Origin of the sequence: Hyphomicrobium sp. NDB2Meth4, from assembly GCF_900117445.1 — a bacterium.
Lineage (GTDB): Bacteria > Pseudomonadota > Alphaproteobacteria > Rhizobiales > Hyphomicrobiaceae > Hyphomicrobium_A.
Map to the genome: position 1 here is coordinate 518,142 of NZ_FPEJ01000003.1, position 13,295 is coordinate 531,436.

The following is a 13,295-nucleotide window of genomic DNA, read 5'->3' on the forward strand; positions in this document are numbered from 1 at the left end:
ACTCCTCCCCTGTCAGTGCTTGGCCGTTAACCGGCACTTCGTTTCAGGCTGATCGAAGCCCAGCGTATCGGTCAGATACTTCGGATGCAGGAAGCCCTCCTGCGGCGAGATCGACACCAGCGCCCGCGGCCCGGCGATCAAGAGCGGCTGCCGCAATTGCAGGTCCCAGGAACGGAAGTTCATGCCCTGGCCCTTGAAGCCGGCCACCTCGAACTTTTCCGACAGGATGTAGTCGCGCAGCACGTCGGGCGAATTTTTACCGGTGCGCGTCACCGCTTCGCCGACGATGCGCACCGCAAGCCACGCCGTATAGTCACGCTCCGTCATGATGCGGCCTGCCTTGCGTTCGAAGCGGTTCTGCATTTGCGTTCCCGCGTACTCCTCGAACGCGCGGTGCCACGCGACTGCAACAAGGCCGTGCGTGCCGGCAACCGGCCGCGGCTCCGCCGTACGGAACAGCAGATAATCGCCGAAGACATCCGACTCGTCCGCGACGATGATGACGTCATGATCCGGGACGCCCTGAGTCAGCATCGGCATCTGCGTTTGAATCTGCTGATGCCCCGTATCGGTGCGTCGCGAGCCGGCTTCGAACACGTATGGACGCTCGGCCACGATCTTGGCGCCGAACCGCTTCGCCGCCCGGCGTATCGCAGCGGCATATCCCTCATCCGCCGGCGACTTGCCGACGATCAGCACCCAATGCCGCCACTTCTTCCACATCAGGTATTGCGCCAGCGCGTCGGCGCGCATCGCCCAGTTCGGCGGGACGTGAAAAATGTTCGCACGGCACTGCTCCTGCCGCAGCACGTCATCGCTTGTGCGCACATCGAAGATCAGCGCGTTGCTCGCTTCCGGCAGATCGGCAACGGCCAGAAGATCGGCGCTCTCCAGATCGGCAACGATGATCCGTTGCCCCGCGGCAAGAAGCTCCTTCGCCTTCTCGACCGGGCTCGCATCCTTGCCGAGCAGAACCTCCATGAGGTCATAGTGCTGGCCGAGCAGCCGCCCCGTGCGATTGTCCTCATCGAGCGCAATACGCGCGCCCTGGATGCCCTTGTCCTTGACCTCCTTATCGACCAGCGAGAGCGGAGGTGGCTCCTGATAATCCTTCGTCAGATAGACGATCGTCGTCGTCAAAGCCGGCGTTTGCTCGCCAGCTTTCAGCTCGGCCTTCGCGAGGCGCAGGTCCGAGCCGATGCACAACGCCATGGCAACGAGACATCCGCACAGCAATCGGTAGAGGGTCGAGGGAGGCATTTTCATGATATGTTATAACCTCTCATAACCCCTGTAAGCCATCCCCGCGCCGACGGGTCAAATCACAGGTTCGCGCGCAGGCCCGCGCAAGAAGGCGGACCTGCGCAGCGCTTGTTACCAGTGCCGCCGCTCGGGGCCGCCTTTGAACAGAGTGCGGATCCAGGCGATGATCTTCCAGACCTGTTGATCTTCGTCGATCAGCTCGCCGAACGCAGGCATCGGACCCACCACGCCTTCGGTGCCCTTGCGGTGATAGCCGGCCTTTTTGAGATCATCCGAGCCCAGCGAGATCAGACGAAACAGCGTGTCGTCGTCATCGCCGTACACCCAAACCGTGTTCGTCAGTGGCGGACACATGCCGCCGCCGCCACCACCGCCATGGCAACCGTTGCAGCTCTTGCCAAAGAAGAGCTTCTTGCCCTCGGCGATCGCCTCGGCATTGTCGGTATAGGGGTTCTTCAGCGTACCCTTCGGAGCCATGGCAACGCGGTCCAATGGCTTCATCGGCTTCTTGAGCTCGTCCATCGCAAGCGGCTCGGGCGCAGCGCCTTCGGCCTGCTTCGGAGGAACCGGCGGAGCTGAAGTGTCAGCCGCGGAAATCGGATTGACGTAAGCGACGACAACACCGAGCGCCAGTGCAGCCGCCACTATGCGAACTAACCTTTGCATTGAGAGTCCCTGTTCTGTTTCCCCAAACTTCAGTCGACGATGTCGTAGGCAACGTTGCCGACATCGCATCGCGGTTCTGCTGCCGCTTTGTCTTCGCCGCCGTGCAGTCGGTCGATTGGCGCCACGCTGCCGGCGGTTACTAATTTCGTCTTCGCATCAAGCCAATAAGGGATCGAATAAAAGCCGCCTTGGCTTCCAAACTTGCGAAGTAGGGCGCAGGCAAAGTACCTGCCATCCGCCTTGGACCTTCCCACCGTCAGCAGGCCATCGCGACCGCGCACTAGTTACTGCCCCCTTCACCGACCCTTCCGATCACGCGCAGCGCCTTCGCCGCCTGCTCTGAACCGTTCTGTTCGGCGATTTGAAGTGCGGTCTTTCCTTCCTTCGATTTCATCGCCGGATCGGCCTTCGACTGCAAAAGCAGTCCGATCATCGGCGTCACGTTGCGCGCAGCCGCGATCATCAGCGGCGTGACACCGTGCTCTGTCTGCGCATTGACGTTGGCACCACGGGTGATCAACTCGCGCGCAACGTCGATGGGCCTGGTGCTGCCCGGCAGAAAGATGCCGCCTTCGCCGGGAGAGACCTGGCTCACCGCCACCATCAGCGGCGTCAGCCCCTCCGGCCCGGCCGGCTTGTCGATGGCAGCACCAGCCTCCATCAGCGCCTTCGCCACCTCGAATTTGTTCTCGGCAATCGACAGCGCCAGTGGCGAATAGCCCTGCGCATTCGCGCGCTCGATGTCCGCACCGCGCTCAAGCAGCATCTTCACGGTCGGCACGTGATTGCGCATGGCGGCGTGAATGAGCGGCGTCATGCCGTCGCTATCAGGGGCATTGAGATCGGCACCGAGATCGGCAAGCGCGGAGATCAGCTCTGGATGCCGGTTGCGCGCCGCGGTATGCACCGGCGCATAACCTTGCGGATCCCGCGCATTGATATCCGCCCCTTTCGAGACCAGAAACTTGATGCGCGCAACGTCGGCCGCAAGCACCGCGTTGGCGAGTTCCTGCGTGGGGTCCGCCCCCTCGTCCAGCCAGTGCTCGACCTTTTCCTGAGTTACCACCTGATCGGGCGTTGCCTTCTCGGGCTTGGGCGCGAACACGGAATTTGGCAGCACCGTATAGCCGCCGTGCGCCGGCAGCGTCCCTTGTATGAGGCAGCGGCTGCACTGAACCAGCGGAACGCCATAGTCGGTGAGGATCTTTTCGATCTCCGGCTTCGTCGCCTCCAGCGCATATTCGAGCGCGTATTTCAGCTTCGCGTCGCGCTTGCGCACACCGATCGAAAGATCGAACTCGAGCGGGATGTAGTCTTCCCACAAGTTCACCGGTTGCACGACGATCGGCTCGCCGCGCATCTTCTGCACCCAACCGGCGAACGGCCCCCACACCGCCGCAACATCGAGCTTGCCGTCGACCACGTCCTGCACCTGCCGCCACGGCTGGTTCTCAGGTTGCAGGTCGGCATTATGACTGAGCGTGTGCAGCTTCAGGTTTGGAGCAAGTCCGCGCTTGGTCAGCACCTCGCGCACGCCCGATGTCTGGAACACGCCGATTTTCAGATCCTTGAGCTTGGGATCGTCGAAACCTTTGAAATCGTAACCACGGTCCGCGCGATAGGCGAACACGTAGGCGGTGCGATAGATCGGGAAGGTGGTCAGCGCGAGTGCATAATCGGCTGGAAGGTCCAGCAGCACATCGCACATGTTGGTTTCGAACGTCTCGCGCGTCAGTCCGCGCTCCAGGTACGGCCGCCAGAAATAGATGAGGTCAGCCCCCATCGCCTTGGCGATCACCTCGGCAATTTTGTTCTGATAGCCTTCGCGCGCGATGTTCGAGAACGGCATGTTGCCGGGATCGGCACAGACGTTGAGCTTGCCCAGCGTCTTTTTCTCGAACATCTCCTTGCCGGCGCGTTTGGCAGCGGTCTTCTCCGCCGCCGTCAGCTCGTCGTATTCCTTCTCTGCGTCTCGGGCCGCTTGCGCGGGTACGATAAACGCCGACGCCACGACAGCAGCGAGCAGCAAGGCTCGGGCACTCTTCACCACGCGACTTTCCATGACTGTCCGGTCATTCCAAAGGATGTGCGGATAGCGCCTGTCGTGAGCGCAGCCCGCGCGTGACAACAGCGCCCCTGCCTTTCAGCAGGAGCGCCGTCACTGTCACTGGCGTCAGTCCATGACGCGGAAGGTGAACAAGGTGCCCGCCTGCGGGATCTTGTCCAGGTTGGCAGCCTTGGTCATCGCGGTTGCACCGATCGCGCCGAACTTGTCGTCGAGATCGAGACCTGCGGTCACCGGCACGCCGATCCAGCCGCCGATGCCGACGAGGATCGATACGTACTGCTTGCCCTTGACCTTGTAGGTGATCGGGTTGCCGATCATGCCCGAGGCAAGCTTGCGGTGCCAAAGGATCTTGCCCGACTTGCGGTCGACAGCGCGGAAGTCACCACCGAGCGAGCCGTAGAACATCAGGCCGCCGTCGGTGACCATCGTGCCACCCCAGTTCGGATACGGATCCGGGATCTCCCAGTCCGCCTTGCCCGTCAGCACGTCGAACTTCTTGATCTTGCCCGTCGTGCCAGGCTTCTCGGGATACATGTACACGTTGGCGAACACGTACACCGTGCCCTGCTGCGTGTGCGTGCGCTCCTGCGGCTCCAGTTCCATGCACCAGTTGTTGGTGGGGCAGTAGAACTTGGCCGGATCCTTCGGATCGACCGCACAAGGCTGCTGGTCTTTGCCGCCCATTGCAGACGGGCAGGCAGAGACGTTGCGGCCACGCTCGAGCGGAGAGTGCTCGCGCACCTTGATCGGACGACCGGTCTTCAGGTCGATCTTCTCGGCCCAATCCACGGTGACGTACTTGTTGGCGCGCAGCAGCGTGCCGTCCGCACGGTCGAGAACGTAGGCAAAGCCGTTACGATCGAAGTGAACCAGCGCCTTGTGATCCTTCCCGTCGACCTTCATGTCGACCAGGATGTTCTCGTTGACGCCGTCATAGTCCCACTGGTCGAACGGAGTCATCTGGTACGCCCAGACGGCCTCGCCGGTGTCGACCTTGCGAGCGAAGATCGTCATCGACCACTTGTTGTCGTGGGTGCCGTCGTTGCACTCCTCGTGGCTCTTGTCCGGGCAGCGATAGGCCGGGCTCCACAGACCGGGGTTGCCGGTCGAGTAGTAGACGAGCTTCAGGTCTGGGTCATAGCTGTACCAGCCCCAAGCAGAACCGCCGCCGATCTTCCAGTCTTCGCCGGGGAAGCCCTTGATGCCGAGATCCTGGCCATAGGTGCCGTAGTGCGGGTTGGCCTTGTTGGTGTCCGGCGTGAGGCACACGTCTTTGTCCGAACCGGTCGAATGGCAGTCCCAAACCTTCTTGCCATCCTTGAGATCGTACGCCGTCACGCGGCCGCGGGCTGCGAACTCGTCGCCGCCGAAGCCGATGATGACGAGGTTCTCAGCGATCAGCGGAGCCGAAGTGATGGTCTCGCCATGCTCGGGATAAGCGTGCTTGACGACCCAGGCTTCCTTGCCCGTCTGCGCGTCGAGGGCGATCACGTAGCCATCGAGCGTGCCGTAAACGAGCTTGCCATCAGCGTAGGAAGCACCACGATTGACAGTGTCGCAGCATGCGCGCGGCACGGCCGATTCATCGCGGTCGTCCTTCTTCACGTAGTTCCAGACCTGCTTCGGGTTGTCTGGATCCGTCAGATCGAGACCCTGCGCAATGTTGCACTGAGCCATGTTGGGGCAGCCGGAGATGAAGAACATCATCGGCTTGCCGCCGACGTCTTCGATGAACAGCGGCTGGCCTTCGTGTCCGCGCAGTGCGCCGGTCGACTGCGACCAGATCATCTGCAGCTTGCCGACGTTGTCGGTGCTGATGTCCTTCAGCGGGCTGTGACGCGTCAGCTTGTTGTCGCGGCCTGGCGCCGGCCAAGTGTTCGGGTCTTGAGCCCGCTTCTCGATTTCCTCGTTGGCCATGCCGGGTGCGGCAAGTCCGATCAAGGCGGCCATCACTCCGCCGACTAGGCGGATGGCCCCTTTCCTCGTGATATGCATTGCGCTTCCTCCGTATCCACGCTTATTCGCGCTTCCCGATGAACTGCGGCGAGCAAAGCTCCGCTGTTCGCAGGCTCGATGGCCTCCGTTGCAGCATTCAGCTCGTCCAGCAGCTCCACCCCCAGCCGCATGCCCGTGGACTGCGACTTGAAAAATGCGGAGAGACTCTCGCGACCAGAAGCCTGGCCAATTCACTCCCGCTCAGGTAGCGCGGCGTTTTGACATTAGTTGCCGCGTTTACCCCCCGATAGGGGATGACTTCCCGCCGCAATCGACAATTTTTTCCCCTTCACAATGTCTTGATTGAGCATGCCGCGTTGCCAGAAATGGCAGCGCTCGACGGGCATCGAGGGATTGAAATATGCCGTAAACCGCGAGCTTTTCGGCTGCTTCCAGCGAAGCACGCACGCAAAAAAAGAAGCGGCCAGGCGCCCAGAAGACCCTAAATGAAGGTAACGGTCATCTCGGCGCCCGGCCGCAAAGCGTGGCACCCAAAGCGTATGAAATGCCTGCGTCTGCTGCCAGTGGAGGCATTCCCGCTGGCATAAGCAATGTTCGCCTTATCGAATTGCACTTCATTCCCGAACGACGAAAACATCCCGCAAACAAAGGGGTTTTCGACGCACCTGCGCGTTTCACGATCGCGTCATCGGATCCGGACCACTCGTGCGCAGAACGAAGAGATCTCGTCAGCGACCCCAACGCCCCAGCGTCTTAATGCGGCGCGACGTTCATGAAGCGCTTCTGCGCTATTTCAAGGCAGACGGAGATTCGTCTGCACCCCACACGGTTTTGAAGCCGAACGAGAGCACATCCATCCTGACGTCGGCAGTCCCGAGCAGCGACGGCGTCGCGAACTGCGTCGACGCGCCGGTGCGATCGAACGGGGCGTTGTCCTCGAAGAACACGTGACTGTAGGAAACATCCCAGCGCGTCGATGGGCTGATCATGTATGAGGCGCCGATGCTCGCCCACACACGATTGCTGTCCGGATCCTGCACCAGGCGCGTCTTTGGACCGTCGACCGGGGAAATCTCGTAGGCGACACCTGTCCGCAGAGTGATGGACCGCGACCAATCGTATTCGCCGCCGAGCGCGAACAGCCAGCCGTCGCGCCAATTGAAATCGAGAGTCGACGCGGTCGCGCCAGACGGCGACCCGAGGAATGCGCCCTGAAGCTCAATGGGTACGACACCCAGCCGGCTCCAGTTTACCCATTCCACTTCCGCCAGAAGCCGCGTCGTTGGCGAGATCGACTGGCGCACACCCAGTGACAGCATCTCTGGCAGAGTCAGCGATGCCTTAATGGGCGCTTCGTCAAGCCCCGTCAGTGTAAGATGCCCCTTGACGGTGTGATCGACTGCGGACCGAAAGCCGAGCCCGATCAATGTCCATGACGTCGGCGCATAGTTGATGCCCAGAACGTATCCAAGACCGAAATCGTCAGCCCTCAGAGCGGCAGTGCCGAAAGGCGTATCTGCCGTTTGCCGCTTCAGGTCGAAGTAGTTGACCTGCAAACCCGCCGCCACGTTGAGCCCCGGCGCGATCTCATAGGAAATGATGGGCGCCGCACTGAGATTGAAGACTTCCGTCGTCAGCCCCTGATACCGCCCCACCCAGTCGGCATCCTGAACCTTCGTTCCCAACCCGAACGGCGCGGTAAGGCTCAAGGCCAACACCGTCTTGCTATCGAGACGCCATGTGGCAAAGCTCGCGCCCACGATGGCATTGCGACCGATGTCGGTGTCAGCTTGTCCGGTGACGAGTTGGTCCTGGGGATTGGTGACGGTGAGCCCCGCGGACATCAGGACCACGGTGTAGCTCGACTCGAACTCGAGCCCCTTGCCGGCGAAACTTGCAGTTGCCGGATTCCACGCAATGGATGTCAAGCTCGGACCGCCCGCTGCGGCTCCCGCAAACGACATGCCTTGGTAATAGGCGGACTGCTCTATGCCGAACCCGCCAGCCATCGCCCCCTGGACAGACGCTGACAATAGAAGACATGCTGCCGTCACGGATCGTGTGCCCGGAATACTCCGCACGACGATGGACCCGACGTTGCTTGTCATGTGCTGCGCTCCCCAAGGCTAAAAAGCCTTACGAAGAGGCAGTGAATCGCTCAACAGCCGCCTGTTATTTACTTGTGAACAACGGTTGCATGGGGCGCTAATAACTTGCCCCTGGGAAGTAACGGCCTCCACCACTGACGGAAGGGCCTCGATCTTCTTGGAATTTAGATCACTCATCGCCGTGTCGAGCGTCAGCGGCGCCCCCGTGAACGGCGCCCGCGCGCCGGCGTCGATCATCCGCAGCACCGCCGCCCCTCGGCGCCTGCTGTCAGCGCCGAGGGTATCGCGCCGGACGTGCTGCCCCCTCCCGTCAGCCGACGCGCTCGATTTTCTTCGTTTCTGCTCTCTCGCCCGCCGGCGCCGCATCACGGGACGCAAGGCCGTCACGTCGCACGCCGAGATAGCCCAGCAGCGGCGCCGCGAGGAAGACCGACGAATAGGTGCCGATCACGACGCCCAGCACCATAGCCAGCGAGAAGTTGAAAAGGACATCGCCGCCGAACAGCAACAGCGCAATCAATGCCGCCAACGTCGTCGCACCAGTCAGAACGGTTCGCGAGATTGTCTCGTTGATCGAGGTGTTGATCAGATCGTTGATCTCCATCTTTTTGTAGCGCCGCAAATTCTCTCTGATGCGGTCAGAGACAACGACCGTGTCATTCACCGAATAACCCAGCACCGTCAGTAGCGCCGCCACGATCGAAAGATCGAATTCCAACTGAAACAGCGCGAAGATGCCGGCGACCAGCAGCACGTCGTGCACGAGCGCAACGATCGCTCCGAATGCGAACTGCCAGTCGAAGCGCACCCACACGTAAAGCACGATGGCAATGAGCGAACCGAACACCGCCAGGATGCCGTTCCGCCGCAACTCCCCCGACACCGCCGGTCCCACCACTTCAACGCGCCGCTGCTCGAACCCCGGGCCGAGCACATCGATGATGGCGTGCATGGCCGCCTGTTGTTCCGCCTCGCCGCCCGGCTGCGTCTCAACGCGGATCAAGACGTCATGCTCGCTGAAGGCCTGAATCTGCACGCTTCCCAGGCCAAGCTCACCGAGCTTGCCGCGCAGATCCGGAATGTCAGCCGGCCCGTCGAGCGACTGCACTTCGATCACTGTGCCGCCTTTGAAGTCGACGCCGTAGTTGAAGCCCAAGACCGCCATGGCGAGCAAGGATGCAACCATGCAGATCAACGACAGCGCCAATGACAGTCCTTTGACGCGCATGAAGTTGATCCGCGTGCCGTGCGGAAAGAAGTCGAAGCCTTTGAAGTCGGGAATGAAGAACATTGCAGAGTCCTGCATATCGCGCGCGGCTCACGGAGCCGGCGACGTGCTACAGCAAGCCCGTGCGTGCAGGATCGTCCCGCAGGCTAGGGCTGGATCGAGTGTGAATTGAGTAAGGCGGTTGCTTAGCCGCGCGGGGGCGCCCGGGCACGACACCCCGGCATCACGCATTCAACGCGTGCGTCAATCGATGTGGCGGTCTGCTCACCTGAAACGTCGCAAAGCACGACGTACCAGCCGGGTTCAATTCCAGAGTGCTCTGGAGCTGAAGGAACCTTGCCCGCGTCCCGCCCGATCGCCGCCGACAGCCGCACCACCGCGGTCGCACGCGGGACGTCGAACGCATGTTTTTCTTGGCGCGCCGATACGATGGTGTCGGCGATGCGCTCCGCTGCCGGCGATGCGGCCGCCTCGCCTGCACAGAGCCAAGCCAATGCTGCGACGAGCGTTGCGACAACCGCATACATCGGCCGCGAAAGTTTTCTTGCCGATGGGTGCATGGCGACCACCTGCCACGGTTCAAGTTATGGGGGCGGGGGCGGAGCCGTTAGCGGCCGCTTAACGCCGTGCACCTGCAAGTCCCCGAGCGAACCGCTTCGTGCTTCGGAGATATGGTGCTGCGAGAGAGGATTGAACTCTCGACCTCTCCCTTACCAAGGGAGTGCTCTACCACTGAGCTACCGCAGCGATTGGATGACCCTGGCCCGCCACGGCGGACAGCAAGAGCGCTGCCGGTGTAATCGGCGCGGAGCAGTCTGGCAAGGCGCAAAACGCGCTGCCCCCGCTTGGAACGTGGCCGCCTAGAAATTATGACCGATCTGATTGGCTTTTCAGCACCATAGCACGCGCCTCGATCCCCAGCTGCCGCGGCCGGCCCACGCAGGCGACGAACGCGAAACGGCCGCCGGGCTCATCGCCACGGCGGCCGTAGTCAACTCAACGGAGTGCCGGATTAGCGGTCGCCGCCAGGGATGCCCTGCTCTTCCATCTGCGGGAGGCTCTCGCCGCCCTTTTCCTGCAGCTCAGGGCCGAGGTCCGGAGCCGGGTTGTTGCCGAACTGGTTCTGCTCCTGATCGACGATCGAGCGGTCGGGACCGCGCGAAGCACCGGCATCAACGTCCGGCTGGGCCGAACCGCTGTACTGGTCAGCTTCTTCCTGCGGGATCGACTCGGCGAAAGCCGGTGCGAAAGAAAGAGCGCCCAGCATGCTGGAAGCAGCAATGATTGCGATGATCTTAGAGGTCGACATGACGTTTCAACTCCACCAAAAAGCTACCTGTCACTTCTCGAACGCCTGTCTCCCAAGCGCCCCGAACGTGCCACCGTCCGATGCGCAAAACATAGGCTGACAACCCCTAAAGTTCCGCTCGCGAAGCGCTGACAATTGAAACGAATGCCATAGAGATTTCGTTGTAATTCGCACCTTTCACTATGGCGTCAGTATTCCAGCGCCGCACCCATGAAGATCGTCTGGGTGATGCTCTCGCCGCCCCCCGCGTTCCAGCCGCGGTAGCGTTCAGTGCCGGTTGTATAGTTGACGTCGGCCGAGGGGCCTTTGCCGAGCTGCCACTGCTGCAGGTCGTATTCCGCCTTCAATAGAAGGTTTTCCGTCAGCCGGTATCCAAGGTGCGCGTTGGCGCCGATCATGTTGCTCTCGCCGAACTTCTCAGTGAAGAGCAGCGTTCGCAGATGATGGTCGTCCTCGTCTTGCCCCTGTGCCCACCAGGATCCGATGACGCGCCCCTGCAGCGCCCAGCGTCCCCATTCGCCGTTGAATTGAGCGCCGAGGTAAGGCGCCTCCCACACCTGATCGTAGCTGATCGACAACCGTCCAGGCGTGAAGGACGTGTAATTGCTCGGACCATCCATGGCTTGCCATGACTGGCTATCACGCTTGTAGCCGGCCAGCGCAGTCAGCGCGATCGACTGCGTGCGATAGAATGTGGCCGCGGCGTAGGCATCGACCGAAAGATAGGATTCAAGTGTCGTGTCCGGGTGATGCGAATGACAGTAGCCGTTTGGGCAATCGGCATAGTCCGGCTCGCTCGGCCTGTACCAATCATAGTCATCCATCGTGGAGCCGTCGGTGACGTTGGTCACGAAGCGCGCGCCGACCGCGAGCCAGTTCCACGGCCGTACCGCGACGCCGCCCTTGAACACCAGATTGTTGTCAAACGCCCAAACGAGCTGGCTGAGCCTCGAGCCGTCGCGGCGATAGACGAACTCGTTCGCCTCGCCCTGCATGATGCCAAGGCCGACTTCGACCTCCACACCTTTAACGATGGGCAATGGCTCAGCCGTCTTCACAGCTTGATAGCCGTCTGCACTAGCGCCGCCGGCTAATGCAGACCCAAGAACAGCAATAGTGGCCCACCGCCACCGCAACTGCTTCCCGTCCATTGTCGCCCCCGTTTCCCCGAGTCGTTGCAAGCTCGGCGATTCGCAACCGCGACAACAAGTGAACACTTGGCAGTTCAGGAATGAATTTGTCAGTTGGGTCTGAGGCGGGTCAGTTCAGAACCGGTATCCATATCGGACACCTAGTCGGTCCATCCCCTCGTTCGGCGACACCGTATAAGCGTTCGACATGTGTTCGAAGTAGACCGACAGGCTATTGTGATCGTCGAACCGGTATCCGACTTCGGCAGGGATATGGAACAGCACGCGCGAGCCGAGCGCCTTGCGGTCCCAGTCCTCGAGCTTCAGCTGCCCATTGTGCACCGCAGCACCAAGGCCAAGGCCGAAGAAAATGCCGCTCGGCGTCTCGTATTGCCAGCGCGCATCGATATAGCCATCGCTGGTAGCCCCGACGGTCGAGATCGAACCGCCGATTGCCGGTCGGATCGTTCCACCCAGAAATGCGACGGACGGCGACAGCAGCGCCTCGACGTTGATATCAGCAGAGTTGGGCTCGGCCTGGAAACCGCTCCACAGGCCTGGCACATCGTGCCACAGCACGCCGAGTTTCAGCTCGTCGATGAGCGGGCCAGCCGCTGCGATATCGGCGCCTAAGATGACGCTGGCGGCGACTGAGGCCAGCAGCAGAATGCGAATATGTGCCATGCACACACTTTAGCGCATGTCCCTGGCCCCGACTGTGGCTGCGGCAGGTCACCTCGCAAATTTGCTCCCCAAGTGGCATTCCGATGCCACTTGCCCTCCAGCACAGGTTGCATAGCCCGTCGGGCCAGCTTCCGATTGCGGCCCAAACGCCCCATATGAGGGAACGAGGCAAAGTTTCGCCTCCACGTAGTCTCCGGGAGTTGCGCCCTGTCGCCACAGGGTGTTGTCTTGCCACCCGCGCCGCAAACGCCTAAGAGCCGCCAACACCAAGAGCTTACCTTGCAAAAAAAGCACAAAGACTCCCTCGTGGATCAACATGACCGCCCCAGCCGCTCCGAAGTAGAGGAAGCGGTACGCACCATCCTGCTCTGGACCGGCGAAAATCCGGACCGCGACGGTCTGCGCGATACGCCCAAGCGTGTCACCAAGGCTTTCGAGGAGTACTTCCGCGGCTATCACGAGGATCCCGAAGAGATCCTCTCCACCACCTTTGAGGAAACTGCCGGCTACGACGAGATGATCGTGCTGCGCGGCATCCGCTTTGAAAGCCACTGCGAACACCACATGGCGCCGATTATCGGTCGCGCCTGGGTCGCCTACATTCCTAATGGGCGCGTCGTCGGCATCTCAAAGCTGGCTCGGGTCGTGGAGGTTTACGCCAAGCGGCTTCAGATTCAGGAGAAGATGACCGCGCAGATCGCCAACGCGATCGACGCAGTGCTGCAGCCCCAGGGTGTCGCCGTCGTCCTCAAGGCCGAGCACTTCTGCATGACTGCGCGCGGCATCATGAAGCCGGGCACAGACCTCGTCACCTCGCGCATGCTCGGGTGCTTCCGCGACAACCCGACAACGCGCCAGGAATTCCTCTCGATGATCGAGTAGG

General features: G+C 61.5%; 11 protein-coding genes and 1 tRNA gene. 1 reads left to right on the plus strand and 11 read right to left on the minus strand.

Annotation, left to right across the window (positions count from 1 at the left end; all coding sequences use genetic code 11):
* Positions 1 to 12: 12 nt before the first annotated feature.
* The 11 genes from NDB2M4_RS08590 to NDB2M4_RS08645 form a co-directional block, all read right to left on the minus strand.
* Positions 13 to 1,266 (minus strand): ABC transporter substrate-binding protein, encoded by a 1,254-nt coding sequence (locus NDB2M4_RS08590; RefSeq protein ID WP_072373109.1) that lies wholly within the window; start codon positions 1,264 to 1,266, stop codon positions 13 to 15.
* Positions 1,267 to 1,374: 108 nt separating this feature from the next.
* Positions 1,375 to 1,929 carry a c-type cytochrome gene (locus NDB2M4_RS08595; RefSeq protein WP_072373112.1) on the minus strand — a complete coding sequence of 185 codons (555 nt, stop codon included), beginning with the start codon at positions 1,927 to 1,929 and terminating at the stop codon, positions 1,375 to 1,377.
* A 280-nt stretch (positions 1,930 to 2,209) separates the two neighbouring features.
* Positions 2,210 to 3,979: a quinoprotein dehydrogenase-associated putative ABC transporter substrate-binding protein gene (locus tag NDB2M4_RS08605; protein ID WP_244536095.1), complete on the minus strand. Its 1,770-nt coding sequence runs from the start codon at positions 3,977 to 3,979 to the stop codon at positions 2,210 to 2,212.
* Between the two features lie 123 nt (positions 3,980 to 4,102).
* Positions 4,103 to 5,992, minus strand: a complete 1,890-nt coding sequence (locus tag NDB2M4_RS08610; protein ID WP_072373121.1) for a PQQ-dependent dehydrogenase, methanol/ethanol family — start codon at positions 5,990 to 5,992, stop codon at positions 4,103 to 4,105.
* 749 nt (positions 5,993 to 6,741) lie between these two features.
* Positions 6,742 to 8,061 (minus strand): OmpP1/FadL family transporter, encoded by a 1,320-nt coding sequence (locus tag NDB2M4_RS08615; RefSeq protein WP_083556050.1) that lies wholly within the window; start codon positions 8,059 to 8,061, stop codon positions 6,742 to 6,744.
* A gap of 310 nt (positions 8,062 to 8,371) precedes the next feature.
* A complete protein-coding gene (gene secF / locus NDB2M4_RS08620; protein ID WP_244536096.1) occupies positions 8,372 to 9,367 on the minus strand; it encodes a protein translocase subunit SecF in 996 nt (331 codons plus the stop codon).
* 107 nt (positions 9,368 to 9,474) lie between these two features.
* Positions 9,475 to 9,816 carry a hypothetical protein gene (locus NDB2M4_RS08625; protein WP_072373130.1) on the minus strand — a complete coding sequence of 114 codons (342 nt, stop codon included), beginning with the start codon at positions 9,814 to 9,816 and terminating at the stop codon, positions 9,475 to 9,477.
* A gap of 145 nt (positions 9,817 to 9,961) precedes the next feature.
* Positions 9,962 to 10,036 (minus strand) — tRNA-Thr (locus NDB2M4_RS08630).
* A gap of 265 nt (positions 10,037 to 10,301) precedes the next feature.
* Entirely contained in the window at positions 10,302 to 10,598 is a 297-nt protein-coding gene (locus tag NDB2M4_RS08635) for a hypothetical protein (RefSeq protein ID WP_072373133.1), read from the minus strand.
* 188 nt (positions 10,599 to 10,786) lie between these two features.
* Positions 10,787 to 11,749 (minus strand): omptin family outer membrane protease, encoded by a 963-nt coding sequence (locus tag NDB2M4_RS08640; RefSeq protein WP_083556052.1) that lies wholly within the window; start codon positions 11,747 to 11,749, stop codon positions 10,787 to 10,789.
* Positions 11,750 to 11,863: 114 nt separating this feature from the next.
* Positions 11,864 to 12,412, minus strand: coding sequence for an acyloxyacyl hydrolase (locus NDB2M4_RS08645; RefSeq protein WP_072373139.1), 549 nt, complete (start codon positions 12,410 to 12,412; stop codon positions 11,864 to 11,866).
* 306 nt (positions 12,413 to 12,718) lie between these two features.
* Here NDB2M4_RS08645 and folE point away from each other — a divergent pair, with 306 nt between their 5' ends.
* Entirely contained in the window at positions 12,719 to 13,294 is a 576-nt protein-coding gene (folE, locus tag NDB2M4_RS08650) for a GTP cyclohydrolase I FolE (RefSeq protein WP_244536097.1), read from the plus strand.
* Position 13,295 lies beyond the last annotated feature (1 nt).

What these genes read in the sequence shown, in the direction of transcription:
- NDB2M4_RS08625 (WP_072373130.1), bottom strand. Translation starts at nt 9,816, where the DNA reads ATGTATGCGGTTGTCGCAACGCTCGTCGCAGCATTGGCTTGGCTCTGT.
- NDB2M4_RS08590 (WP_072373109.1), bottom strand. Translation starts at nt 1,266, where the DNA reads ATGAAAATGCCTCCCTCGACCCTCTACCGATTGCTGTGCGGATGTCTC.
- NDB2M4_RS08635 (WP_072373133.1), bottom strand. Translation starts at nt 10,598, where the DNA reads ATGTCGACCTCTAAGATCATCGCAATCATTGCTGCTTCCAGCATGCTG.
- NDB2M4_RS08595 (WP_072373112.1), bottom strand. Translation starts at nt 1,929, where the DNA reads ATGCAAAGGTTAGTTCGCATAGTGGCGGCTGCACTGGCGCTCGGTGTT.
- secF (WP_244536096.1), bottom strand. Translation starts at nt 9,367, where the DNA reads ATGCAGGACTCTGCAATGTTCTTCATTCCCGACTTCAAAGGCTTCGAC.
- NDB2M4_RS08610 (WP_072373121.1), bottom strand. Translation starts at nt 5,992, where the DNA reads ATGCATATCACGAGGAAAGGGGCCATCCGCCTAGTCGGCGGAGTGATG.
- NDB2M4_RS08645 (WP_072373139.1), bottom strand. Translation starts at nt 12,412, where the DNA reads ATGGCACATATTCGCATTCTGCTGCTGGCCTCAGTCGCCGCCAGCGTC.
- NDB2M4_RS08615 (WP_083556050.1), bottom strand. Translation starts at nt 8,061, where the DNA reads ATGACAAGCAACGTCGGGTCCATCGTCGTGCGGAGTATTCCGGGCACA.
- NDB2M4_RS08640 (WP_083556052.1), bottom strand. Translation starts at nt 11,749, where the DNA reads ATGGACGGGAAGCAGTTGCGGTGGCGGTGGGCCACTATTGCTGTTCTT.